The organism is Rapidithrix thailandica (assembly GCF_039710355.1).
GTDB lineage: Bacteria > Bacteroidota > Bacteroidia > Cytophagales > Flammeovirgaceae > Rapidithrix > Rapidithrix thailandica.
In genome coordinates this window covers 160,598-185,940 of the sequence record NZ_JBDKWZ010000003.1, presented here as the reverse complement: position 1 = coordinate 185,940, position 25,343 = coordinate 160,598, and the positions used below count along the sequence as shown (strand labels likewise).

General features: G+C 40.5%; 18 protein-coding genes and 1 pseudogene. 9 read left to right on the top strand and 10 right to left on the bottom strand.

All coding sequences use genetic code 11. From position 1 onward, the window contains the following. The first annotated feature begins 219 nt into the window (after positions 1 to 219). The gene (locus tag AAG747_RS06425) at positions 220 to 825 is read left to right on the top strand and encodes a hypothetical protein (protein ID WP_346820322.1); all 606 of its coding nucleotides are present in this window, start codon (positions 220 to 222) and stop codon (positions 823 to 825) included. A 162-nt stretch (positions 826 to 987) separates the two neighbouring features. Here the strand turns inward: AAG747_RS06425 and AAG747_RS06420 are convergent, their stop codons facing one another. The 5 genes from AAG747_RS06420 to AAG747_RS06400 all read right to left on the bottom strand — a co-directional run bounded on the left by AAG747_RS06420 (position 988) and on the right by AAG747_RS06400 (position 5,251). Further along, complete coding sequence (locus AAG747_RS06420; protein WP_346820321.1) at positions 988 to 2,082, bottom strand: family 20 glycosylhydrolase; 1,095 nt, start codon at positions 2,080 to 2,082, stop codon at positions 988 to 990. A gap of 143 nt (positions 2,083 to 2,225) precedes the next feature. Continuing rightward, the gene (locus AAG747_RS06415; RefSeq protein ID WP_346820320.1) at positions 2,226 to 2,981 is read right to left on the bottom strand and encodes a tail fiber protein; all 756 of its coding nucleotides are present in this window, start codon (positions 2,979 to 2,981) and stop codon (positions 2,226 to 2,228) included. Between the two features lie 131 nt (positions 2,982 to 3,112). Next, positions 3,113 to 4,348: a T9SS type A sorting domain-containing protein gene (locus tag AAG747_RS06410; RefSeq protein WP_346820319.1), complete on the bottom strand. Its 1,236-nt coding sequence runs from the start codon at positions 4,346 to 4,348 to the stop codon at positions 3,113 to 3,115. A 31-nt stretch (positions 4,349 to 4,379) separates the two neighbouring features. Beyond that, a complete protein-coding gene (locus AAG747_RS06405) occupies positions 4,380 to 5,039 on the bottom strand; it encodes a hypothetical protein (RefSeq protein ID WP_346820318.1) in 660 nt (219 codons plus the stop codon). A gap of 68 nt (positions 5,040 to 5,107) precedes the next feature. Next, positions 5,108 to 5,251 (bottom strand): hypothetical protein, encoded by a 144-nt coding sequence (locus AAG747_RS06400; RefSeq protein WP_346820317.1) that lies wholly within the window; start codon positions 5,249 to 5,251, stop codon positions 5,108 to 5,110. A gap of 572 nt (positions 5,252 to 5,823) precedes the next feature. On the opposite strand from AAG747_RS06400, the gene AAG747_RS06395 reads away from it, so the two are divergent. From AAG747_RS06395 to AAG747_RS06380, 5 genes and pseudogenes are all read left to right on the top strand, one after another. After that, positions 5,824 to 7,683, top strand: a complete 1,860-nt coding sequence (locus tag AAG747_RS06395) for a 2-oxoacid:acceptor oxidoreductase subunit alpha (RefSeq protein ID WP_346820316.1) — start codon at positions 5,824 to 5,826, stop codon at positions 7,681 to 7,683. A 47-nt stretch (positions 7,684 to 7,730) separates the two neighbouring features. Then, a complete protein-coding gene (locus AAG747_RS06390) occupies positions 7,731 to 8,771 on the top strand; it encodes a 2-oxoacid:ferredoxin oxidoreductase subunit beta (protein ID WP_346820315.1) in 1,041 nt (346 codons plus the stop codon). 482 nt (positions 8,772 to 9,253) lie between these two features. Continuing rightward, positions 9,254 to 10,537 (top strand): hypothetical protein, encoded by a 1,284-nt coding sequence (locus tag AAG747_RS06385; protein WP_346820314.1) that lies wholly within the window; start codon positions 9,254 to 9,256, stop codon positions 10,535 to 10,537. Positions 10,538 to 10,817: 280 nt separating this feature from the next. Next, positions 10,818 to 10,999, top strand: a pseudogene (locus AAG747_RS29190) (transposase); the annotation flags it as partial. 587 nt (positions 11,000 to 11,586) lie between these two features. After that, positions 11,587 to 13,017 carry a hypothetical protein gene (locus AAG747_RS06380; protein ID WP_346820313.1) on the top strand — a complete coding sequence of 477 codons (1,431 nt, stop codon included), beginning with the start codon at positions 11,587 to 11,589 and terminating at the stop codon, positions 13,015 to 13,017. A gap of 81 nt (positions 13,018 to 13,098) precedes the next feature. On the opposite strand, the gene AAG747_RS06375 is transcribed toward AAG747_RS06380, so the two are convergent. Beyond that, positions 13,099 to 14,748, bottom strand: coding sequence for a mechanosensitive ion channel family protein (locus tag AAG747_RS06375; RefSeq protein WP_346820312.1), 1,650 nt, complete (start codon positions 14,746 to 14,748; stop codon positions 13,099 to 13,101). Between the two features lie 199 nt (positions 14,749 to 14,947). Next, positions 14,948 to 15,580: an orotate phosphoribosyltransferase gene (gene pyrE, locus AAG747_RS06370; protein ID WP_346820311.1), complete on the bottom strand. Its 633-nt coding sequence runs from the start codon at positions 15,578 to 15,580 to the stop codon at positions 14,948 to 14,950. 307 nt (positions 15,581 to 15,887) lie between these two features. Here pyrE and AAG747_RS06365 point away from each other — a divergent pair, with 307 nt between their 5' ends. Beyond that, positions 15,888 to 16,943 (top strand): OmpA family protein, encoded by a 1,056-nt coding sequence (locus tag AAG747_RS06365; protein ID WP_346820310.1) that lies wholly within the window; start codon positions 15,888 to 15,890, stop codon positions 16,941 to 16,943. Between the two features lie 31 nt (positions 16,944 to 16,974). On the opposite strand, the gene mrdA is transcribed toward AAG747_RS06365, so the two are convergent. From mrdA to AAG747_RS06350, 3 genes are all read right to left on the bottom strand, one after another. Next, positions 16,975 to 18,810 (bottom strand): penicillin-binding protein 2, encoded by a 1,836-nt coding sequence (mrdA, locus tag AAG747_RS06360; protein ID WP_346820309.1) that lies wholly within the window; start codon positions 18,808 to 18,810, stop codon positions 16,975 to 16,977. A 283-nt stretch (positions 18,811 to 19,093) separates the two neighbouring features. Further along, a complete protein-coding gene (tatC, locus tag AAG747_RS06355) occupies positions 19,094 to 19,969 on the bottom strand; it encodes a twin-arginine translocase subunit TatC (protein WP_346820308.1) in 876 nt (291 codons plus the stop codon). Between the two features lie 194 nt (positions 19,970 to 20,163). Beyond that, entirely contained in the window at positions 20,164 to 21,444 is a 1,281-nt protein-coding gene (locus AAG747_RS06350; RefSeq protein WP_346820307.1) for a serine hydroxymethyltransferase, read from the bottom strand. Positions 21,445 to 22,017: 573 nt separating this feature from the next. On the opposite strand from AAG747_RS06350, the gene AAG747_RS06345 reads away from it, so the two are divergent. Continuing rightward, positions 22,018 to 23,211, top strand: coding sequence for an efflux RND transporter periplasmic adaptor subunit (locus AAG747_RS06345; RefSeq protein WP_346820306.1), 1,194 nt, complete (start codon positions 22,018 to 22,020; stop codon positions 23,209 to 23,211). 167 nt (positions 23,212 to 23,378) lie between these two features. Beyond that, complete coding sequence (locus AAG747_RS06340) at positions 23,379 to 24,725, top strand: TolC family protein (RefSeq protein WP_346820305.1); 1,347 nt, start codon at positions 23,379 to 23,381, stop codon at positions 24,723 to 24,725. The last annotated feature ends 618 nt before the right edge of the window (positions 24,726 to 25,343 follow it).

The following is a 25,343-nucleotide window of genomic DNA, read 5'->3' as shown; positions in this document are numbered from 1 at the left end:
TTTAAAATAATTTAAAAAAAAATAAAAGGTTGGGGGTAACCTATTGATAAATAACAAGTAGGGAGAGAGGTGTGAAAAAGAAGAGGAATATGAATGGAACTGGGGTGTACGGATAGTTGCTGGTAAAATGTCTTTTTAGGCGCTTCTATTTTCAAATTAAAATAGGCGCAGATTTGTTGTAGAAATACTAACGGTTTTTTTATTTCAAACTTCAACACCATGGATGCTATATATTACCAATATTCCGATCAGGCACAGCTTTCCACCAAAACGCTAGAGCTTAAAGACAACCGTTTGTTAGTCATTGAAAATAACCGCATCACAGAAGGTTTTCCCTTGCGAAGGGTAAAAGAAGTGAATCTGGATCATCGCAACCAAAAAGAATCCGGTAATATCTATAGCTGCCGGATGCATTTTGACGATGGTCGAAAGCTGGAAATTGTGGACAATGAAGATATGAGCTATAGCAAATTTATCCTGGCCTTGCACCGGAGATTAATGCCCTATGCCAAAAATGTGAAATTCACGGTGAGTTATCATATGAACCGCTTCCATTTTACCGGAAAAACCATTTTGAAACTCTTACTTACATTAATCATTCTGGTGGTTTTCAGTCCGCTTTGGGCTATGGTGCTATTTTTTGGTGTATTTTTCTTTGGCCCGGCCGCATTTGGAATGTTCCTTCAGTCTTTTTCAGCAATGAGTTATTATTCCAAATTAAAAATTAATAGCTATAAAGTGACGGAGCCTCCCGCACACTTTTTCCCTGCGGCAGCGGACCGGATTGTGCATAATTTCAGTGCGGAAAACGAAGGGGTACGATAAGTTCAGTTGTTAGAAAGGAGGACTAAAAAAGCGAAAGGTAGTTTTACTACCTTTCGCTTTTTTAGTTATAGAGATAAGTATTCAATTAATGGTAAAAAAATGTCCCCTCTTTACAGATACTAAGGGGAACATTTATTTGATTTGAGCAAACTTAATTCCCTGTTATTTCATTTTTCCAAGTGCTTTGATTTCATCGGTCATCGCTTTAAAGCATTCTACCTGGCTGCCTTTTTCATTTGGAGTAGCGTTATTGCCATAGTAATTAGCCAAAAAAGCTTCGGCAGGTGACCATATCGTTTGCATAGCCCCTAAAAAATGTTGTTTCATTTCAGGAGTGGAATTTTCCCGGAAATTATGCATCATCTGCACTTGAGCTTTGGCCACTTCCGGTTTTCTCCAAGGGCAAACGATCACATCAAATCCTTTCATTGCAAAATAAACGGGAGTAGGAACGGCTTTTTCATAATGCCAATCACAAATTACCACTGATTTAGGGATCCTATCAATGGCCCGGGCAGTGTTGTTCATACTGGCTTCCCACATACCGATGCCGGTGGCTTTGCCATCGATCAGGCGGTCGCCCCAAATCCATAAACGGGCACCCCTTCTACTCAAATGTTGACTGAGTTTGCTGACTTCTCCGGCAAATAACGCAGCCGGGTCCATGCCTTTGCAGCGGGGACATTGATCATCGGCCAAGTAGAATACTTCGTCCATTCCCGCATGAAAGGCTTTGGCCTCAAATACCTCTATGATTTCATCCATCAAGTCAAAAACAACCTTGTGGACTTCCGGATGCTGCGGGCAATAGCTTTTGCAGTACAAACCATCCTCATTCGGCCATTCGTATTTTTCGGGCATTTTTACATGAGGTGTTTCGTCAAATTCAGGATACACCTCGAGTAATTTATTGGTTTTCTCGGCCCAAGACTGATGCCCCAGCAAGTTGACTTGAGGGATGATATCGATTTGATGTTTCTGGCAGGCTTTTACCAACTGCTTAACCTGTTCTTTGGAAAGAGGATTATTACCCCTGAGCTCCGGCCGGGATTCATAAGTGTAATTAAAATCCACCCGTAAGACCAGCGTATTTACCCCACGAGGGGCCAATTCGTTTTCAATAAACTTCACAAATTCATCCACCTTGTTAGCGGAAGGGGCCGCAATACAAAAGCCATTCACCGGCAGAGTCGATTGCGCAAAGGCCAGCAAGGATGTTAAGAACGGTACCAGGAGTGTTAATATAATTTTTTTCATTTTTAATGAGATGTAATTAAGTGGATAGTTAAAGTTAAGAAAAAGTAAGTAGAAAGACTCAGTAAGGAGAACCGTATTAAAAAAACAAAGCCTGCTTGAAGTAGACAAGCAGGCTTATACAAAAAGCGTATTGTATTCGGATATTAATCCTGAATTTTCTTTTTAAGCTCCTCAATTTCCTTTTGTTGAGCTTCTAATTTTTTGTTTTGCTCGATGATATATAAGGTCAACTCTTCTACTTTTTGAAGGAGTTTGTTATCCATTTCCGCTACATTAAGGTCATTTTTTCTGAACTCCTCTGCGGATGGCATTTCGGGTAAGTGTTTGTTTTCTTTGATAAAAGATTCCACTTCCGAAAGAGGACGTAAATAATAATCCTCTTCAAAAACCCAGTCTGCCGCATCCGCTAAGGAAACCTTCACTTCTTTCGCCCAGATCGTACCGTTGACGGAAAGTTTGTTTTGAGGGTTATCCGTTCCGATGCCTACTTTTCCTTCAAAAAAAGCACTTGCATTTCTGGTGTCAAAGATAATTCCGGCCCTGTTGTTTTGAGTAGATTTAAAGCCGATCCCATACCATGATTCAATCCCGATATTATACCTGCCAAAGGAAGCATCATCAGCAGAACCACTGATGAGAGCTCCTCCTACACCTGCATTGTTTGAGGTGCCTGCGTGGTTTTGTCCGGTGCCCCAAATGAGCAGCCGGGCAGTTTGGTTATCCCCACTGGGAGACTGTATATGGAGGTTACTACTTGGATTCGGTGTGGAAATGCCAATCCCTACTTTTCCATAAATATATGCATCATTGCCCGAACCGGTCCATTGAGCGTATCCGAATTGTGAACATAAAAGTAAAACTACCAGGGTTTTGATGGGAATAATAATGAATGATTTCATTTTTTAATAAAATAATTATTTGAAAAACAATTAAATAACTGAATAAAATATGTATTTAAGTCACTAAATCTATTACTCTAATTATGCATAATAATAGAAACCTGTATGGAAATTTGTTATAATTCTACTTTTTATTCTTTAATTACTTTAATGGTTTTAATTAGACTATCAGGAGAATTGACTTTTACAAAGTATAACCCTGAAGGCTGGTTTGAAAGGTCTACTTTAAAGTTATGCTCATTGGTCTTTTGTTGAAATACTAATCCTCCATAGGCATTAAAAATACTCACCTCATACTGCACTTTTGATAAATTATTTATAGCAATGTTGATGATATCAGTAGTCGGGTTAGGGAAAAGTGATACTTCTGTAGAATAAAAATTGTTCTCTTTCTTATTGAGTAATGTAATACTTGGTTTTGTATTATCATATGTTGTAATAGTATCACGTATGGCAATATTACTTTTTGTAATGAAATTCTTATTCATAATATGCTGACCTGCTAAAGAAGCGCAATCTCCTGAAATAATATTTGCCTTAAAGAGATACGTTTCATCAATCGCTTTAAATCGGAAGCCATCTTTGAAAGATATTTTTTCGGAAGCAGAAGCTGTATAAATTTTACGATTTGTTATATCAGAGTTAAGAGTTATATAAGGAGTAACTCCAGAAACAGTTGATACATACTTATTGACACTTCCTGATTCATTACCTGATGCATCGTATGCTCTGACACTGAAATTATAAGTTGTACAGGATGATAACCCTGTAATAGTTGTAGCTGTTGAAGATGTTCTTGTCTTGTAAACCCCATTTTGGTAGACTTTATAACCGGAAACTCCTTTATTATCCGAAGATGCATTCCATGAAAGTCTCAGGCTATTTGATGTGATATTTGAAGCACTTAGGTTACTAGGAATAGTAGGAGGTTCATTATCAGGATCTGTTTTATTGATATTTATATCAAAATCTTCTTGTACTGTGAATGAACCGATTCCATCAATATAGTAATCATATTTTAGGAACACACTATAATTCGCATTAGTAGAGAGGGTGATCGCAAGGTCATTTACTGTATTGCCAGAAAAGTATTCTATACCGTTTGAAGATGTTTCTTTATTAAAAACTTCAAGTTCACCATTAGTGACCCTAGGATTGTTTTCCTTATCAATAGTTATATTTAAACTTAAAATGGCTATTTCTGACTGTGTATCAAGTTGAATATTACCACCACTTTTATATATTTTTGTGGCACCAGAAGCAATATTAAAATCAAATTTTACATAATTCTTTTGAAGGGTTACACTGGTTTGAGAGAGCCCTTGAAAGCTTATTAATAATAAGGAAATTAGGCTTATTATTCTCATAATAGTATTATTTTCTGTTTTTATAAATCTCTTATTTACTCTTGCCTTTTAAGGCTTTATTTTCCTGTTCCAATTGATCCAGGCGTTGGTTTTGGGCTTCTAATTTTTTGTTTTGTTCAATCAAATAAAGCGTCAACTCCTCTACCTTCTGCAAAAGCTTCCGGTTCATTTCTCCTACAGTGATTCCTTCTTCTTTGACTTTTTTGGCTGAAGGGATTTCCGGTAAATGACCATGGGTTTTGATAAAGGTTTCGGTTTCTTCCAGGCTACGGAGTTTGTAACTGTCACTGAAGACATAGTCGGGCCAGTTAGCATGCAGTTGAACCACTACTTCCTCACAGATAATTTTACCATAAACAGATAATTTGTAGTCCTGTGGAGGGTATAAATCCCCCAAACCTAATCTGCCATCTTTGGTGAAAATACTGTGGGCATGGTTCCCATTTTGTCCAAAATAGATATTGTTTCCTTCGTAATAATTAAAGTACAAATCCTTACCATCTAATACATCGATATGGGCATTACCATCCCCCCATTTTATAAGTCGTAGTTGAGAGTTAGGATAGGAATTGGTGTTGCCATTGATATAAAAATAGCCATGGTCTGTTTCGCTACCTGCTTGGCCAAAACTCAGTTGCCAGCAAAAAACTAAAAATAATAATGCACTAAAGTGTTTGATAGATCGGGTCATTGTATTTTTATTGTTTTAATTTGTTGATTTCCTCTTTTAAAGATTGATTTTCTTTGATAAACTTTTGATTATCTCCATTGATGTGCACCTGAAGTTTGGCTGAGGGGTATAGAAGTGCCAATCCCGCTACTCCCGTTGGGTATAAAAAGAGACTGGCTAAAAACCGTTTGGGCACAAAAGACCCATAATACCATCATTACTAGCTTTTTCATGGAATTGTGTTAATAAGTTTAATTTGGTATAAAAATTACTTTTCGCAAAAGTAATGACTTTGTATAAAATATACCTGTTATAAAGTATCATAAAATAAAATTTTATGATTTTGTAAAATAGCCTTCTTATATATGGTTTGAATTGATTCTTGTAGTATACTTTGTTAGTGTTTAAGATGAACGGTATGTTATGATATTTTTACCCAATGTCACACAGATGTCAGAACCTGTGGATACCCATTCAATATTTGTGTAACTTGCTCTTTTCGATCTCTCTCCCTCCAGTTGTTTATAATTAATCTTAATAAGAAAGAAATGAAAATTATTTAACTTTGCGGAAATCCAAACCTTTAGTTTCTAAGCTATTAGGTTTCCACAGGGATGTGAAGTAATTTCGCCCCTGAATCCTTACCTGAATAAAAATCCATGAAAACGCAATCAATCGGGTAAGAAAGACAAGGTGCCAGGGTGAGGCGCATCCCGGTAGCTTGGCAAAATGTCAGATTGGAAAGATGCATGTCTTTCTCTGTAAAGTAAAATCTGTTTATTCGTACGAAATTTAGTAATCTGCTATGGCGAATGTTAATGAACAAAAAAAGGAGGTAGTAATCCTCTTTGCGGGGGATTCCGGGGACGGTATTCAGCTGACAGGGGGTCAGTTTACGGACACGACCAGCTTGTATGGCAATGATATCAGTACTTTCCCGAACTTTCCGGCTGAAATTAGGGCGCCCAGAGGTACGGTAGCAGGAGTTTCTGGCTTCCAATTAAAATTCGGAAGTGTACAGGTCTTTACTCCCGGCGACCAATACGATGTGTTGGTGGTTATGAATGCCGCTGCCTTGAAAGTCAACTTACTCAACCTGAAAAAAGGAGGAATCATCATTGCCAACACGGATGGGTTTGATAAGAAAAACCTGCGTTTGGCGAAATATCCGGAGGGAGTCAATCCTCTGGAAGACAATTCACTCGACCAATACCATGTACACAAAATAGATGTGACAAAGCTCACCCGGGAGGCTTTGAAGGAGTCCGGAATGGGGGTGAAAGAGATGGACCGATGTAAAAACATGTTTGTGTTGGGGTATATCTATTGGATGTATAACCGCAAGCTGGACAATTCCATCGAGTTTATCGAATCGAAATTTAAGAAAAAACCGGAGTTGGTAGATGCCAACGTGAAGGTGTTGAAAAAAGGGTATCACTTTGGCGATACCAGTGAGGCTTTTACCAGCCGTTTTCAAGTGGAGCCGGCTCCTTTGCCAAAAGGAACTTACCGGAATATCAAAGGAAACCAGGCGGCTGCCTTGGGCTTGATCGCCGCAGCTAAAAAATCGGGCTTGGAGTTGTTTTATGGCACGTATCCGATTACCCCGGCTTCCGATATTCTCCATTTCTTATCCCGGCATAAAAACTTTGGCGTAAAAACGTTCCAGGCAGAAGATGAAATTGCCGCGGTTTGTTCGGCCATCGGAGCCTCTTTTGGCGGGGCTTTAGGTGTAACGGCTTCTTCCGGTCCCGGTATTGCCTTAAAAGGTGAAGCTATCGGATTGGCCACCATCCTGGAAATTCCCTTGGTCATTTGTAATGTGCAACGTGGCGGGCCTTCTACCGGATTGCCCACCAAAACGGAGCAGGCCGATTTGTTACAAGCCATTTACGGTCGTAACGGAGAAGCTCCTGTGCCGGTGATTGCTGCTTCCAGCCCGGCCGATTGTTTTGACATGGCCTATGAAGCTTGCCGTATCGCGATCGAGCATATGACTCCGGTATTCTTTTTATCGGATGGATATATTGCTAATGGAGCGGAACCTTGGGTATTCCCTAAAGCGGCCGACTTGCAAACTATCCAAGCAAAGTTTGTCTCTGATGAAGACAAGGAAGGTGAGTATTTGCCTTATAAACGCGATGAGCGCTTGGTGCGTAAATGGTCTATTCCGGGCATGAAAGGGTTTGAACACCGTATCGGGGGCTTGGAAAAAGAAGACGAAACCGGAAATGTATCTTACGATCCGGCCAACCATGAAAAAATGATTGGGCTACGGGAAGCAAAAGTGGCGAAAATTGCGGACTTCGTACCGGAACAAACGATCGCCAGCGGGGAAGCGCAAGGAGATATTTTGGTGTTAGGTTGGGGATCTACTTACGGAGCTATTCAAACAGCCGTGCGTGAGTTACTGGCAGAAGGGCATAGTGTGGCACATGCTCATGTGAAGTACCTCAATCCTTTCCCTAAAAACTTAGGCGAAGTGCTGAAAAACTATAAAAAGGTGATTATCCCTGAGATGAACAGAGGCCAGTTGCGGAAAATTATCCGTGCCGAGTTTTTGGTTGATGCCAAAGGCTTGAATAAGGTGCAAGGCTTGCCTTTTACCGTGCATGAAGTTAAAGAGGCGGTACTGAAGGAAGTAGTGCAATTGGAGACTGTTTAATTAAACTTATTAGGGATTGATTTTTCATTCAAACGTTGGATTGTAAAATGAGCACAAATGTTCAAAATAATCATACAGCGGCCAAGCTAACGGCCAAAGACTTTGCTACGGATCAGGATGTGCGCTGGTGCCCGGGTTGCGGGGATTATTCCATCCTGAAACAAGTACAGTCGGTATTACCGGAAATCGGGGTAGCAAGAGAGGATACGGTCTTTATTTCAGGGATTGGTTGTTCTTCGCGCTTTCCTTATTATATGAATACGTATGGAATGCATAGTATTCACGGTCGTGCCCCTGCTGTGGCCAGTGGATTGAAAGCAGTAAATCCGGATCTGAGTGTCTGGGTCATTACTGGTGACGGGGATGCGCTTTCCATCGGAGGAAATCACCTGATTCATACCTTGCGGAGAAACTTCGATATGAATGTCTTATTGTTTAACAATGAGATTTACGGATTGACCAAAGGGCAGTATTCGCCAACCTCTCCAAGAGGAAAAGTTTCTTCTTCTACACCTATGGGATCTTTGGACCATCCATTTAATCCGCTTGCATTGGTGCTGGGAGCAGAAGGGACATTCATTGCCCGGACCATGGACCGTGACCCGAAACACTTACGGCAAATCCTGTTAAGAGCCAATCAACACAAAGGAACCTCTTTTGTGGAGATTTATCAAAACTGTAATGTGTTTAACGATGGTGCCTTTTTCTCTATGACAGAGAAGAACGTGAAAAAGGAGCACACGGTCTTTTTGGAACATGGAAAGCCGCTTGTATTTGGTGAAAACCAAGACAAAGGTTTGAAACTGGACGGCTTTACACCGGTAGTAGTGAACCTGGCGGATTATTCGGAAGAGGAACTCTGGGTGCATGACGAAACCGATAAAATGAAGGCTTCTATTTTGACGCAATTGTTTGAAGATCCGCAGTTAGAGGGTGCCTACCCTCGTCCGTTTGGCGTATTTTATGCCGCAGACCGCTTCAATTATGAAAATTTGTTTAACGAACAAATCGACCAGGCCATCGAGGCGAATGGCGAAGGAGATCTGGATGCCTTACTAAGTGGAAATAATACATGGGAGATTAAATAAATCCATTGTATATAAAAAAGTAAAGTCAATGCTTTTACAAGTCCGGTCTTGATCAAGGCCGGGCTTTTTTTATTTTTAATACGAAGGTATTTGTATAAAGTGAAGGTTTGATGGATATGAAGTTAGTGAGTCGAAAATGAGTTGATGAAAGTTGGAATTGGTATTCTTATTAAATTGAAGAGATGGATTCTGAGGGCTATTGCATCTGATTTAGTGCCTTATTTTGGTTATTTATTACTGCTTCTTAACTTTGGCCCCGAATTATTCCTCTAATTAACAATGAAAAAAAGTATACTATTATTCTTAAGCTTAATCACTACTTTAGTCAATTAACTTATGCTCAAACAAAAGTAGCTGAGCTTCCCCTGAACTTTTTTAAGAACAGCGCAGCCCCCTATTCAATTTATAATAAGACCACAGGCAATACTTTATTACTGTTTCATTCCGGACAAGAATTGCAAGCTCTGTTAATGAATGAAAACATGGAACCGGTCAATTATTTGATTTATGAAGATATAGAATGGCAAAGGGCAGAAGTTTTGGGAATATCGTGTGTAGAAGGGGCATATGATGTATATATTGCCAAACGCACTAGCCAAAAAGTTTATATTCGAAAACTCACCTTTGATTTTCATTCAGAAAGTGTTGCTCTTTTGCCGGAGTATTATGTCTTGCCTGAGTTAAAGCTAATACAAGGGTTTCACAGGGATGGAGAGTTTTATCTAATTGGAGTCGTAAACGGCTCTTCAAAAATCCAAGTATATCGCTTTCATGAAAAGGGATATCAAATGATCCCCTTTGATTTGAGTGGGCATTCGTTTAATCCTGAAACCTCAATAAGCAGTTCACAAACACTTGATTACAATCTGGAAAAGATTGGTAGAAATTGGTTGCCTTATAAAGCGGCATTGATATATGAGGGCCAAGTAGCAGATCCCCATTTGGCAAAAGCAAAGAGTAAAGTATATGTAGCCAATCATGAAGTGAGCCTCGTATTGAATTATTTGAAGGGTATGACCATCGTGGTAACATTAGACCTGGAAAGCCAAGTGTATGAATATCGTAAGTACGTTATGCCCCCGGTTAGTTCAGGCATCTCAAAAGGAAATGCTTTTGTATATAATGGGTTTTTATACCAGTTAATAACATCCAATAAACAACTATGGCTCACGGTGACAGAGATGGCAACTAATCAAATCGTTACTCGGCTGACTGCTTCCGGAAAGAAACAAATACCTTTTAAAAATCAAAGAGTGAGGGAAAAAGCGGAGCCAATTATTAATGGCCTAGGCTTGAAGCCTTATAAAGAGAAAAAGGCAGATGTATTTATCAAAATGGTCCGGAAGATGAAATTGTTTATTTCAGCGTACCCGCGCCAAGACGGTACAATCGGAATTGCTGTTGGAGGTATTAAGACTCGGAAAAAACGTAAAGATAACCGAGTGGCAGTTCCAGTCACTAACCCTGTATCGCTTGCAAGTGCAGGCAGTGTGGAGTTTTACGGGGCTTTGGGCGTGGGAGTAGGCAATGTAATTGATGTAACTTACGATGATTTCTTATACTTCAATACAGTACTTGACCAAGAATGGAAACATGATAAAGCCGCTGTACCTCAACCTGCTTTTCAACAGTTTTATCAATATTTTCAAAAATACGACCAGTTAGATTTAACGACTTCAATGTATTTTCAAGCCAATCAGAAATACTATTACGGAGTATATGATTTGCGTGAAAAAGTCTATACGGTTTTTGAAGCAAAAGAGTAAACCCCTTCCTGTTGACCATTGAATTACACACTCTATTTTAAAGTGAGAGTAGATAAGGGGCTTTTGATCGTGAGGTGTGTCTATATAGTCGCCCCTGAAAAAGGCAATAAAGGCTAAAAGTATTCCCAGTAGGGTCTTCGATCGTAACCATAAAAACGACTTATTTAAAATAAGATTGACCAGCTTAATCAACCCCGCTCATGAGTTAGTTCTCTTATACGAATAGGTGGACTGGGAAGCTCTGGAAAACGAGCTAAAAGGGTATTATTCGAAGGGTCGGGGGCATCCGGCAAAACCGACCTGCCTGATGTGCGATTTATTGATCATGAAGCAGATATTCAATCTATCGGATAAAAAGGTGGTAGAACAATCTGTTCAAAACCCCTACTATCAATATTTCTGTGGTCACACTTTTTGGAATGGAAGCTTCCTTGTGACCCTAGCGAGTTGATAAAGTTTCGCATATGACGTTTTCAGTGTCGACTACTTAGAAAACCGGGACAAGCTACAATCACTGCTACTTTCTGTTTTAGAAATGCCCTATTTGCTAAAGGATACAGCAATATTGTATTGGGTTGAGAAGTAATGTTGACAGGAAAATTGCAAGATATAAAATCGTAACATTATACAAGGGGTATTTATACCTTTTTATAAGTACTTAAAATCTTTGGATCTAATGTAATTATTAAGGTGAATTTCCATTTGTTAGTACTGTCCTTTCTCTTGAAGTTTGCGCCTTATTTCACACCATAAACATTTAACTAATCACTATCATGAAATTTAAACTTACTTTATGGGTAATAGGAGTGTTTTCCTATTGCGGACTAATGGCACAAGAGATAAGTGAGGTACAACATTTTAATGCTCCTAATCAAAAAGGTGAAAAAGCATCCCTCTCCTCTATAGAGGTCAAAGGTGGAATGCTAAACCTTTGGTTTGTTCAAGGGAATACGAAAACGTATCAGGCACTTCTGTATGCAGCTCCATCCACAGGAATAGTACAAAAAACAGATGAATTTACGCTGTCTTTAGGTTATGATAATGGAAAGTTGAAAGAAAATTTGACGAATAATTCAGAGGCATTTCGGTTTGTGGAAGATCAAGGCAGAAGAAATCAAACCATTTATCAGTATGGTCACAAATTGAAATTGGGAAGTATTAAATTAGATTTTTCACCTGAAGCTCACTGTTATCAAGAGAAGTTGGAAGTAAAAGACTTTGAAGTGAACACGCCAAGTGAAGAGAAAGGAAAATTTTATTTTACACCCAAAAACGTGAATATCCCATCTCAAGGGATTGTAGTAATTGATGGTTTTGTGGATAAAAAAGGAAAGGAATTCAAGCATTACCAGTATTTGAATCATTATCTTCTGACGTATAATCAAGAAGGTGAACTGGTTAACCAAAAACAGATTCAATTTGATTATCCCAAAGTACTAGGATATGCTTTTCCTTTAAGAGATCCTGCTATTTCCGATACATTAAAAAATATTAATGGAGCTGTATTTGTTTATACGAAGCCTCCATATATGGGGAAAAAATCAGCTGACCCGGAACATACGTTACATATTTACACTTTTGACAAGGAAGGAAAACCTGAAGACTCTTTTGATGTAGTGAACCCGATTGAAAATCGGAAAAATTCTGAAATCATGTATGCACACCGTATAAATGATGAGGTTCGACTGTTGCTTTATAATTATGTGGGAGATTACCGGTATTCATTAATTAAATTAAAGAAAGGGGGAGAGGCAAAAGTAATTACTTTTAATAATGGAGCGCTTAATGAAAATACAAGTAACGATGGAAAACCATATCATCTAAATCGCATTACAGGACATTATCAATCACCTGATGGGTCTGTTGTCTATTATGGAACGAGTACCGGATTGAGTATACCTGATTCTCAGAACTCACCCAATGGCATGAATACTCAAGAAGGGAAGTTTTTCAAATACTTCCATTTTATACAAACCAACCCGGAGGGTGAGTTTGTGCACCGGTATATATTCAATAAAGGTTGGGGGTATGTGAGAGGCCCTGGAGATATCGTGCCTGTCGCTTCTCAAGATAATAAGCTCATCCTTACAGCTAGTATCTCAAATCTGTTGCCTCAGCCTAATAATTTCATGAATGCACAAGCAAGTAGTGGGGTAATGAAAACACCTTTTGGTAAATTGGCTAATGCCTTAAATAAAGATATGGTTGAAAGTCAAATGTCAAATATTCAGTCAGGCAAGATCGGTTTGAATAAGTCCTTTGGAAGAAAGCTCAACCGGTATGCGCAACCGCTTGTGATTACGATAGATTTAAACGAAAAGAAATTAACGTCTATAAATTTTCAAGAGGAAAAAAACTGGTTTTATAATTTAGCTTATAAGACCGATTATGCGTGGGATGCTCAAAAGAAAATACTATATATCTGTGGTAGACAAACCGAAACTCCCGATAAAATTACCCTTAAAAAGATTCAATATTAAATTTGATTTATATCCGAAACAAAAACTCCCGCTTGCCTTACTAGGTCCAGCGGGAGTTTTTGTTTGCCATACATATTGACTTTAGCCTTTTTTCTTCCCATTCATTTCATACAGGGCGGCCAGTTTGGTTTGTAGCTCTTCCTGGTTCAGTTCATGAAGTGGTGTGAGAGATTGCTTCTCGGGAAAATTTTCCACATGCAAGGTGCTGGTTGGGAAGGCAAAGCGCACTTCCAAGGTCTCGGCCAAATGGATAATCTGCAACATCACTTCATGTCTTGCATTGAGTTCTTTGCCCCAGTCGGGCACATTGAAGAAAATATAAAACAGGATGTTCAAAGAACTGTTTCCAAAGGAGTTCAGGTAAATATGAAAATTGTCTTTCAAGGTATCCGGGTGGTTTTTGACCAGTTGACGAAGCCCTTCAATAAAGATTTCTATTTTTTCAGGAGGGGTATCGTAGGTAATGGAAAGCTGTGTGCTAAACCTGCGGTAGCTCCGCAAACCCATATTGTCGATAGTCATGTCTGCCAAGTGGCCATTGGGTACCGAAACCACGGAGTTGTGAAAGGTACGGATACGGGTAGAGCGAAAACCTACCTCTTCTACCGACCCGTCAATATTAGAACCAATTACCCAATCGCCTACCTGGAATGGGCGGTCTATAAAAATCATTAAAGACCCAAAGAGGTTTTTGATCGTATCTTGAGCGGCCAAAGCAAAAGCCAAACCACCAATGGAAAGCCCGGCAATAAGCCCGGTAATGTTGAAGTTCAGGTTTTGCAAAATAAAAACCACACCGGCAATGATCACGAAAATCTTCAGCGATTTGCGAATGATGGGAACCAACTGGTCATCCAGGGTACTGTCTGTTTTTTGTGCGGCTTTTTCCAAATAAAAGGACAGCACATCGATAAGCCGGTAGACCACCATGACCACAAAGAAGGGTACCAACACATTGACCAAGGTAATGACATAACGGCCTGCTACAATGGGAATTTGGATGAGAGGAATGGTAAGTTTGAGTAATTGGGCAATGAGTAGTAAACTTAAGGGCCGGGCTACCGGGGTTAATACCTGGTCGGCTAATTTACTTTGTCCGAAGCGTATCAGTATCCGGTTGAGTACTCTGCTAAAGAAAAACGTAAAAACTTTATGCGCCAGAAAACTGGCAAAAACCAAAAGCATCAGCGCTATATGCTGCCAGAGTTTGAGTCCCAGGTACTCTTTAGCCCATACACTTTGGCCAAAAGAATTTTCTAATTCGAGGAACTTATGGGTGAAAAAAGGATAAACCTCTTGGTGGATCTGATTGATCTGAGCCACACTTTTTTGAGAATATTTCCATTGATTACCAACCTTCTGCAAGTACAACTGTGGGTAGCGGCTTACAACAACGTATTGTTGTTGTTGCGTGGTTGAATCGGTAAAGTTAGGGTTGTCGGGAATTGCATCCACATTGATGTATTGTCCGATGCCATCATAAATTTGCTTGATTTTCATGGCTAACTTTTCCGCCTCCCGTGGGCTCAAACCTTCTGTATCCAGCGCTTGTGCAGAAACAGAAGGATGGTAGGTCTCTTCCTGTAAATATTTTAGGTGAGTAATCACTGCCTGCTTGGGCGAACGCAAGTTGGCGATAGGCTTTTGCTCTTCTTGTCCGAATGCATTTGTGATAAACACAAGTACAAGAAAGAGGCATGTTATACTTTGGGTTACGAATCGGTTATTCATTACTCTTATATCATTTGGTGGGCGATGAACAGTAAACAAAGAATCAATAAACCGTGGAATGGTAGCTAACATCCAGGTCATTGATAAGAAGTAATAGGGGTTTTGGGGAGTATCTCCTCTTGGTTTTTTAGGGTCTTGCCTGGAAGAGGATAAAAAATAATAAAGCTCCGGCCAGGCAAGACGAGTGTTTGGCAGGGGGTTATTTACCCCAATCAGCAGGATTGGTCTGCCAGTTATTCAGCGATTGCAAAGTGTCTTTACGGATCCGGTTTTGCTCCACAGCCACATCCAACAAAGTAGGATAGTCAGACAGGGTATGGAATTCGATGCCGGCTTTTACAAAGTTCTCTGACGCTACATCAAAGCCGTAGGTAAAGATCGCCAGCAAGCCTAATACTTCATAACCTGCTTTTTGCAAAGCTTGCGCAGCTTTTATAGAACTCCCTCCGGTGGAAATCAAATCTTCGATCACCACTACTTTGGAACCTTCGGGAAGTTTTCCTTCTATCAGGTTTTCCATGCCGTGGCCTTTGGGCTTGGAACGAACATACACAAAAGGCAAATCCAATTGATCGGCAACGAGTGCTCCTTGCGGAATTCCGGCAGTAGCTACTCCGGCTATCCCGGCTGCTTCCGGATAGGTGCTTTTGATCAAATCCGACAGCTTTTCTTTTACATAGCTGCGTACCTCCGGGTGAGAGAGAGACAAACGGTTATCACAATAGATCGGTGACTTCCAGCCTGAGGCCCAGGTAAAAGGCTGATCGGGTTGGATTTTAATAGCCCCGATTTCCAACAACTTTGAGGCGATGGGTTTACTTACATTTTCCATACCCGCAAAAATACAAAAGATCAGGCTCTCCCGGATATAAATTCTATTACATTACTGGCATCCTGCCCGTAAAATTTGTATTTTAAGTTCTCTTAAAGAGATGTACGCCTTATTCAGGGTTTATGAAAATTCTTTCCTCCAAAGTGCATTTTTAGAAATTAAAAAACTTCCATTCTATTTCCTGATCCGTGACAGCTCTTTTCTCCTTGCTTAAACCGATATCCTTTCCGGTAATACAATTTTAGCTTTGAAAAAAAGTATTACTCCACTTCAATTTATTTTAAAATAAATGATTTAAAAACAGGAAATGCAAGTGCTTTGGCTTCTGGTGGGAGTGCTGTTTATGAGTACACCTGCCTTTTCGCAATGTGAGTACCCAGGGGATAATTTGGTGCTAAATGGAAGCTTTGAATTGGGCTATTATGGTTTTGCATCCGAGTATGTCTATTCCTCCAGCCGGACACGTCAGGGAAATTTTACGGTTCATTATAGTGCGGCTTTTGCCAATCCAATGAATTTTCATGCCGAAGGAGACGGAAATTTTATGATTGTAGACGGAGGCAAAGACTGGGTAGTATGGGAACAAGCCATTGCCGTCTTGCCTGACCGGAACTATGAATTCAGCTTGCAAGTTGCTACACTGGATATGCTTTTGGGACCTCCGGCTACCTTAACATTGATTTTGAATCAAAATATAGAAACCCTCAAAGCACCTATGGATATAGACCGTTGGCAAACCTATCGTTTTGCTTGGTTTTCAGGAAAACAAACGGAATTATTTGTACAAATAGAATGTGGTAAAGCTCAGTTTCAGGGACATGATTTTGCTTTGGATAATGTAACACTAACCGAATGCCTGCCTGGCGGCTTGCAAAAAGGAACGGCAGAGTTGGTTGAGCATCCTCCACACACTCCTCCCCGGATAAAAAAGAAAGCGTTGAAAGAAAGAGAACCGGAGCCATTCATAAAAAGAAACCCTCCTGGAACCATGGAAACATTTGAAAAGCTTGAGGTAGGCACAACCGTGATTTTGGAAAATATTTTCTTTGATCAGAGCCGGGCAGATTTGCGTGAAGCTTCTCTTACTGAACTGAATAAACTGGCGAATACCTTGAAAAAATACCCTGAGCTGAGAATTGCCATTATTGGCCATACGGATAATGTGGGACATGCTTTGCTCAACTGGCGCTTGTCAGTGAAACGGGCCCAAGCCGTAATGAATTTCTTGATCGGAGAGGGGATTTCAAGAACACGCCTGAAATACAAAGGAATGGGAGACCGCATGCCATTGGCCGACAATGACACGGAAACCGGCCGTAAACAAAACCGCCGGGTGGAATTTAAAGTGGAGGCGCGTAATTAAAGCTATGAAAGGTGAATGTGTAACCTAAAGCTTATTCTTCACTTTCCTTTTCTTCCTCTTCGATAAACTTACCACTGAGTACATATTGTTCCAGCCATTTCCGTTGGTTGGATTGGATTTCCCGTTTGATATATTTCTCAATCATCAGGCTGGCAATCGGAGCGGCCCATGTACCCCCAAACCCCGCATTTTCCACATATACGGCAATGGCTATTTTAGGATTGTACAAAGGCGCAAAGGCCATAAATACAGAGTGGTCTTCTCCATGAGGGTTTTGAGCGGTTCCTGTTTTTCCGCATACTACTATGTCTTCGATGAAAGCCCTGCGAGCGGTTCCCGCTTTGACTACGTCTGCCATAGCCCTTGCCACATAGTCAAAATACGGGGCGTCTACCCCTGTATCATTTTTGGCGGTGTACTCTTCGGGAAGGTATAAACTATCGCCAATTCCTTTGATCATATGGGGGGTAATATACCAACCACGGTTGGCGATGGTGGCAGCAAGGTTAGCCATTTGGAGAGGCACTACCCCTACTTCTCCCTGTCCAATGGAAATAGAATAAATATTCCCTAGCTTCCAGTTTTTGGTGTAATAGTTCTCATCATAATATTTGGTGGAAGGGACTCTTCCGGAATGCTCATAGGGAAGATCAAGGCCCAACCTTCTGCCAAGTCCGAATTTAAGCAACTTGTCATGCAGGCTGTCCAAGCCCACACGGGTATCCTCCCTGGGGTCACTTCTTCTTCCTTGGTTGACTACTTGCCGTAAGGCTTTTACATACCAGGGGTTACAAGAGTGTTGAATCGAGCCGTGCACATTGAGAGGAGACGGGTGCCCGTGGCAGCCCACGATACTTTTATCGCAACTGAAATAGGTATGTACCGTGTCCAAAGCCTTGTCTTGCAGGCCAACCAGCGCCATTACGGTTTTATAAGTGGAGCCAGGAGGGTAGGGCGATTGAATCGCGCGATTGTAAAGAGGTTTGTTGGGGTTATTTAGAAGCTTTACATAATTTTTGGATACTTGTTTTCCCTTTCCTGTCAGTAAGTTTGGGTCATAGGAGGGTGCTGAAATCATCGTGAGAATTTCACCTGTAGATGGTTCAATGGCTACGATTGCTCCTTTTTTATGTTGCATTAATTTCTCTCCGTACTGTTGCAAGTCCAAGTCAATGGAAGAAATCAAATCTTCTCCTACAACCGGCAAGGTATCCAGTTTCCCATTTTTATAAGAACCTTTCACCATTCCCCTTACATTGGTCATTACATATTTTACTCCTTGTTTCCCTCTGAGGTAATTTTCATAGTAGCGTTCAATACCGCTTTTTCCAATCAGGTCCCCTTGGCGGTAATAGTTCGTAGTATCCTTTTTTAAGTCCGATTTATCGACCTCTTTGACGTATCCCAGGATATTTGCCATACTGTTGCTGGGGTATTCCCGGACGGTGCGGGCTACAACCGTGATTCCTGGAATATCCGATAAACGGTCCTGGATTTTAGCAAAATCCTGCATCGACAGATGCTTGATAAAAGGATAGGACTTGTATTTTCTTTTGGCTTTTGCGAGTTGTTCGTGAAGGTAGGATTTTTCTATGGAGAAAAACTCACAGAATTCGGCTGTATCTTTAATGAAGAGTTGCTTGGGGATAAAATACAAATCAAAAGTAGGCTTGTTGTTTACGATGAGTTGCCCATGCCTGTCGTAGATCATCCCCCGCAAGGGGTACTCGACCACCCGGCTAAGCATATTTTTATCCGCTTTTCCTTTGTACTGTGAGTCAATGAGTTGGATATCCAACAGTTTCATCAAAAAGACGAATCCCACAAATAGTACCGCTATTTGAATATAAATCTTTCTCTCGATCAAAGGTAAAAAAAGTTAAAAAGTAACTAAATAAAGAACCGTTTCAGAAGAAAGCACTCGGTAAAAAAGAGTAGATAGTTAAAAAAACGAGGTGGCTTTTCCCAGTGAGAACCGCCTAAAGCTTCTCAAAATTAATGAATTAGAAGCAATTCTGTACATATAACAGAAATATTGTCAAGAGGTTTGAAGAAGAAAAAATCCTGTGGCTTTAAACATTGGCCACAGGATCCGTATTTTTTTTTTTACAAATGGCCTGAGTGATTAAAAACAGTCCATCGTCATTTCTTTATTTGGATTCGGTTTCTTCCACATTGGCATCGGGAAGGGCATTGGATGCTTGGAATTCTTCTTCGTAGAGTTGCTCCTCTCTGGCCAACTTCCGGATGACCATGCCGGAAATTTGAATACTTACTTCATACAACAAGAAGATAGGCAAGGCAACAAATATCTGGGTGACCGGATCGGGAGGGGTGATAATCGCACTGACAATCAAAATAATAACCAAGGCATGTTTGCGGTATTGGCGCATCAGAGGCGGATTGACCAAGCCGACCTTGGATAAGAAAAAGACCACGATGGGTAATTGAAACATCAACCCGCAAGCCAGTACAATCATGGCCAGTGTGGAAATATAGGAGGTAATGTCAATTTCATTTTTGATACTGGGGTCAATCTGGTAATTGGATAAGAAATTGACCGCCAATGGAGAAACAATAAAGTAACCAAAGCTCACCCCGGTTAAAAACAACAGAGACACAAAGAAGGTAGCGCCCCGAGATACTTTTTGTTCTGTATCATACAAACCGGGCTTCACAAAGCGCCATATTTCCCAAAAGGCATAGGGAAAGGCACAAACCAAACCTACCACTATCGAAGCCAGAATATGCATGGTAAACTGACCGGTCATGGTACGGTTTTGAAGTATAAAAGGTAGTTGTTCGATACATAAGACCTGGCTGCCTATCAGGCCGGATAATTTGCAAAGCATTTTGTACGTGACAAAGTCCACATTTGCAGGCCCGAATACAACCACTCCAAACACAAAGCTTTTGGCCAAAAAGGCAATGATGGTAAATACTAAGATCGACCCGATGGCCCGGATCAAATGCCATCTCAACTCTTCAAGATGGTCTAAAAATGACATTTCCTTCTCTTCACTCATACTTTGTTTCTGTTTGATGTCTTTGTATCAGAATGGATCGTAGCATGCTTTTAGATAGAGGAGACCTTTGCCAAAGCGAAGGGTATATCCAAATGCATTGTACCTTGGAGGTTTTTTACCTGCGGCGATTCCCACTTCGAATCAAAGATAGTGATCCGCCTCCACAAAAAACCTCCAAGGGGAAGGATTAAAGATTAAATATTCTCATTGAATAGAGGGAATTGCCCCATCCAATTGTTGATTTCTTCTTTAATCTCGGCAATTTTAGTAGCATCGTCTTTGTGCGTCAATACCGTGTCAATCAGGTCCACCACTTTCAACATATCATTTTCTTTCAGGCCTCGGGTGGTTATTGCTGCTGCTCCCAGTCGCATACCGGAGGTCACGAAAGGCGACTTGGTATCAAACGGCACCATGTTTTTATTGATGGTGATATCGGCTTTGATCAAGGATTCTTCAGCAATTTTACCGGTAAGTCCTTTAGCACTCAAGTCGATCAACATTAAGTGGTTGTCAGTTCCTCCTGAAATGACTTGGTAGCCTCTGTTGACAAACTCATTGGCCATGACATCGGCATTTTTCTCTACTTGCAAGATGTATTTCATATAGTCGTCAGACAAGGCTTCTCCAAATGCAACGGCTTTGGCCGCAATCACATGCTCTAACGGGCCTCCCTGGGTTCCGGGGAATACGCCCGAATCCAACAAAGACGACATTTTGCGAACAATTCCTTTAGGGGTTTTGATACCATAGGGATTCTCAAAATCTTCTCCCATCATGATGACTCCACCACGAGGACCTCTCAAGGTTTTGTGAGTCGTAGTGGTTACGGCATGGCAATATTTTAATGGATCGTTTAACAATCCCCTTGCGATCAATCCGGCAGGGTGAGAAATATCGGCTAATAAGAATGCTCCGATTTCATCAGCTACTTCACGCAGCGATTTGTAATCCCAATCTCTGGAATAAGCCGAAGCGCCACAGATGATCATTTTCGGCTTTTCTTTCCGGGCTTGCTCCACTACTTTCTGAAAGTCGATCAAACCGGTCTCTTGCTCCACGCCATAGAAAATAGGTTCGTAAAGCTTACCGGAATAGTTCACCGGTGAGCCGTGGGTCAAGTGGCCACCGTGAGAGAGGTCAAAACCTAAAATTTTATCCCCTGGATTTAATACCGCTAACATCACAGCCGCATTGGCTTGTGCTCCGGAGTGAGGTTGAACATTTGCCCATTTCGCACCAAACAATTCTTTCAACCGCTCAATTGCCAAGCTTTCTACCTCATCCACTACTTCGCAACCACCGTAATAGCGTTTTCCGGGGAGCCCTTCCGCATATTTGTTGGTCAGTTCACTGCCCATTGCTTCCATCACCTGTTGGGATACGAAGTTTTCCGAGGCAATCAGCTCGATACCGAACTGCTGTCTTGTTTTCTCTTTTTGGATTAAATCAAATACGGTGGTATCTCTTTTCATGAGTATTTACTTTATATTGATTTGCGAAATGATTGATAACCAAGTGATTTTTCAAGAATTCTTGTGCAATGCCTGTGGTAAGGCCGGGATTTCGTGTTCCTGGCCTGGCTTCTAACCTGTTCAGAATACGGCAGTGCTCCATTCACAGAGGAGCTTGTGTTATTCGTCTAATAAACAAACCCTTAAGAAATGGCAAATTTAAGGCTCTCCTCTGGAAAAATAAGCACCGGAGAGATAAATTTTATAGGTATATTTATACTATCAAGTTATGTTCACAGAACTAACCGGACAGAATAACACAGGTAAGTTTGTTTATCCTTCAGATTTACCACTAATGATTGCTATGTGACTATTGGTATAAATCCGGCTTCCCTTATTAGGGCTTTTTCGTATACTTGAAATGGAAAGCAGGAATAACTGCCAATGGATTCTGAACAACCGAGTTGTAAAAGATATGCTCACAAAATAATATGTGGCGACTAACAGTGCTAGATTGCTTAATCCCATTGTCTCCTCTAAAAGTTAAACCATACAAATATCCATTCATTAATTTTAGGTAACTGAGAAAGAAAGATGAATAAACGTAGACTCACCATTTTGGCTGTGGCGCTGGGAATTATTGTGGGTGCCTATTTTTTAATGGGTTTATTAGCTTCCATGAAAGAAGAGCCTCCTAAGAAGGTGCAAGTAGAACCGAAAAAATTTGTCAAAACCCAACCTGTTCAGTATTCGGATACTCAAACGGAAATTGTGGCCTTTGGCCGGGTAGAATCCGCCCAACAACTGGATCTTGTCAGCGAAGTGAGCGGAAGAATTATTTCATCTAAAGTGCCGATCAAAGTGGGGCAAAATTTCCGGAAAGGGGCATTGTTATTTACCATTGACGATCCGGAAGAACGTTTGAAATTAAAGTCTTCCAAAAGTAACTTTTTGAAGTTACTGGCTTCCATCTTGCCGGATTTTAAAATTGATTATCCGCAAAGTTATAATCAATGGTATGAGTATTTCAAATCCGTAGAACTGGATCAACCCTTGCCCGATTTGCCTCAAGTCAATTCGGATGCTGAAAAAACCTATTTGGCTACCCGGGATGTATTCAGTACGTATTATACCATCAAAAGTACGGAGGCCCGGCATCAAAAATTTAATCTCTACGCGCCTTACAATGGCTCTATTACGGAAGTATTTCAAGAGGTAGGATCTGTGGTGAGCAATGGAATGCGGATAGCCCGGATCATCAAAACCGATCATCTGGAACTGAAAGTGCCGGTAGAAGCCAACAATATCAAATGGGTCCGAACAGGTAGTAAGGCATTTATTAGCACGGAAGATGCTTCACAACAATGGGAAGGCCGGATTGTACGGATTGGCGATGTGGTGAATCAAAATACGCAGTCTATCGATGTGTTTATTGCCATTATTTCTGGAAAGTACCCGATTTTTGACGGATTGTATCTGAAAGCAACAGTTCCGGGAAGTACGGTGAAGGAATCCATGGTGATGCCCCGGAATGCCGTATTTAATGGCAACCAAGTATATGTTATTGAACAGGACAGTATCCTCAAAGTAAAAGAGGTTGATATTCATAAAATCAATCAGGAAACCATTGTGTTTTCGGGCTTGGAACCCGGAGCCGATTTGGTATGGGAGCCCTTGATCAATGCCTATAACAATATGAAGGCCTTTAAGTTGTTGGATGCGGAAAAGAATGAGAGCATGCAAACAGTAAACCTGAAGGAAGAAGAAAACGAACAGGCAATGAAGTAAAAGCCAAATCTCATAGTCTGGTTAACAGGGCAGTGGAAACTAGAAAAGTCCCCTGCCTTTTCCATTCATTTTTTGCAAGATAAGAAAAAAATTACAGGCCAAAATTTCATTGATAAAACCTCCTGCTTGGGGAAATGTTGGACCTTTATATAAACTCAATCCATTTCATGAAGCGATTTATCATTTTTTCCCTTCTGTTTGTCACTTGTATCAATCTATCTGCTTGGGCACAGGAACCTCTGTCCTTGTCAGATGCAGTGCAAAGAGGGCTGGTTAATAATTATGATATTTTAATTGAAGATGAAAATATTAAGATCAGCCAAAGAAATAATAATTGGGGAGAAGCCGGGCGGTACCCTACGATAACCTTTGATGTCCAAGGAAATTATTCTTTGAGGGATGTTGACGACCCTGCTGCCTTTGTTTCTGGTAAAACGATAGGCAATAGTATTACACCTTCTCTAAATCTTAATTGGGTGCTTTTTGATGGGTTCCGGGTACGAACCACCAAAAGTCGATTGGAAAAATTGGAACAAGAAACCCGGGGGAATGCGGAAGTTGTAGTGCAAAACACCTTGCAAGGAATCATCCTGGCGTATTATACGGCGGTGTTGGAAAAGGAAAGAGCCCAAGTATTACAAAGGTCCTTGGAAATTTCCAGAGAAAAATACCAGTATGTGCAGTTGAAAAAAGAATTGGGTTCTACAGTCACCACGGAAGTGTTATTGGAGGAAGGTGCCTACCTGACCGATTCAATCAATGTAATCAACCAAGAGTACGTTTATAATGAAGCCATTCGCAATTTGAATATTTTCTTGGCAGAAGAAAACGTTGATCGGGATTACCTGTTGACCGACTCGCTGAATTTTGATATCGAAGATTACAGGTACGAAGTGTTGGCTGAAAAAATGAATAGCAATAATATTAACCTGAAAACCCAATATATAACCCAATCCATTTTACAAGAAAATATTCATTTGGCCCAGGCAGACCGGTATCCAAAAGTTACATTGGACGGTATGGCTTCATATGATTTGAGTCGCCAGGATTTGTCTAAGGCTGATTTTACCTTTGAAGATCCCACCCGTCCTTCCATTACCAAACCTAAAACGTTAACCTTGTCAGGAAATTTAACCGTTTCTTTCACGCTTTTCCGTGGAGGACAAATCAAACGAGCCATCCGGAATGCCACGACAAATTTTGAAGTGGGTACATATCAGGTCGATAAATTAAAACAATCCCTCAATAGAGATTTGGCCCAAGCCCTGGATTTGTACAACAACCGCAAGCAGTTGAAAGGGATTGCTTCCCGGAGAAAAGATGCCGCCGAGTTAAACCTGACCTTAAGCGAAGAGCAGTATAGAACCGGTACGATTAACTCTTTTGATTACCGGCAAGTTCAGTTGAATTACTTAGAGGCAGCATTGCAAGATTTGGAAGCCATTTATAACCTGATGGAGTCCAATACCAATTTGATGCGTCTTACCGGGGGGCTTGTGGTAAAGGAAGAATAATATTTTTACAATTAACCTCTTTGTTAAGAGAAATATAAGAGCATGTTTAAATTTCAACCTTTGGGTCAAAACCCCCATTTCAGGAACCTCTGCGCAGCCTTTTGAGAATCCTTAACTGAAAATTTTTACCGCCAAAGGCGCGTGCCTGCAACGAATTTTAAACATGCTCTAAGGAAAATGCTTTGCAGCAAAGTAGAAAAAGCATTCCTTTTTAGGTAAAACATGATGTGTCATTTCTCAAAGAACCTTTCTTAACTACAACTTAAAAAAAGGAAGTTTTCAGGCTGAAATCCCTTGACCATTCATCCGTTTATATTACCATTTGAGATAAAATCCACTCCCATTGTGTATAAAGTACACTCCAAAAAGAGAAGTAATTTTTTTGAGAATTTCAGATAATTCCCTAATATTAGGCAAGATTAATCTGAAAGTATACTTTATTAGCCAACCAATATTTTACATCTAACTACCCCAATAGTATTACAAACTAACCCAATCAGTAGAACTTTCCTTAGGAAGGGCTGTTGCGTATTTTCAAATATGTAATAAGTCTGTCAATGGGTGATATATACTCCCCCATAGGTGGGATGTATTAGCCTGATTTTTTATAATGGTTTG

Excerpts from the sequence above, each read along its gene's own strand:
- AAG747_RS06425 (WP_346820322.1), top strand. The coding sequence starts at position 220 with ATGGATGCTATATATTACCAATATTCCGATCAGGCACAGCTTTCCACC.
- AAG747_RS06420 (WP_346820321.1), bottom strand. The coding sequence starts at position 2,082 with ATGAAAAAAATTATATTAACACTCCTGGTACCGTTCTTAACATCCTTG.
- AAG747_RS06415 (WP_346820320.1), bottom strand. The coding sequence starts at position 2,981 with ATGAAATCATTCATTATTATTCCCATCAAAACCCTGGTAGTTTTACTT.
- AAG747_RS06410 (WP_346820319.1), bottom strand. The coding sequence starts at position 4,348 with ATGAGAATAATAAGCCTAATTTCCTTATTATTAATAAGCTTTCAAGGG.
- AAG747_RS06405 (WP_346820318.1), bottom strand. The coding sequence starts at position 5,039 with ATGACCCGATCTATCAAACACTTTAGTGCATTATTATTTTTAGTTTTT.
- AAG747_RS06400 (WP_346820317.1), bottom strand. The coding sequence starts at position 5,251 with ATGAAAAAGCTAGTAATGATGGTATTATGGGTCTTTTGTGCCCAAACG.
- AAG747_RS06395 (WP_346820316.1), top strand. The coding sequence starts at position 5,824 with ATGGCGAATGTTAATGAACAAAAAAAGGAGGTAGTAATCCTCTTTGCG.
- AAG747_RS06390 (WP_346820315.1), top strand. The coding sequence starts at position 7,731 with ATGAGCACAAATGTTCAAAATAATCATACAGCGGCCAAGCTAACGGCC.
- AAG747_RS06385 (WP_346820314.1), top strand. The coding sequence starts at position 9,254 with ATGGAACCGGTCAATTATTTGATTTATGAAGATATAGAATGGCAAAGG.
- AAG747_RS06375 (WP_346820312.1), bottom strand. The coding sequence starts at position 14,748 with ATGAATAACCGATTCGTAACCCAAAGTATAACATGCCTCTTTCTTGTA.
- pyrE (WP_346820311.1), bottom strand. The coding sequence starts at position 15,580 with ATGGAAAATGTAAGTAAACCCATCGCCTCAAAGTTGTTGGAAATCGGG.
- AAG747_RS06365 (WP_346820310.1), top strand. The coding sequence starts at position 15,888 with ATGCAAGTGCTTTGGCTTCTGGTGGGAGTGCTGTTTATGAGTACACCT.
- tatC (WP_346820308.1), bottom strand. The coding sequence starts at position 19,969 with ATGAGTGAAGAGAAGGAAATGTCATTTTTAGACCATCTTGAAGAGTTG.
- AAG747_RS06350 (WP_346820307.1), bottom strand. The coding sequence starts at position 21,444 with ATGAAAAGAGATACCACCGTATTTGATTTAATCCAAAAAGAGAAAACA.
- AAG747_RS06345 (WP_346820306.1), top strand. The coding sequence starts at position 22,018 with ATGAATAAACGTAGACTCACCATTTTGGCTGTGGCGCTGGGAATTATT.
- AAG747_RS06340 (WP_346820305.1), top strand. The coding sequence starts at position 23,379 with ATGAAGCGATTTATCATTTTTTCCCTTCTGTTTGTCACTTGTATCAAT.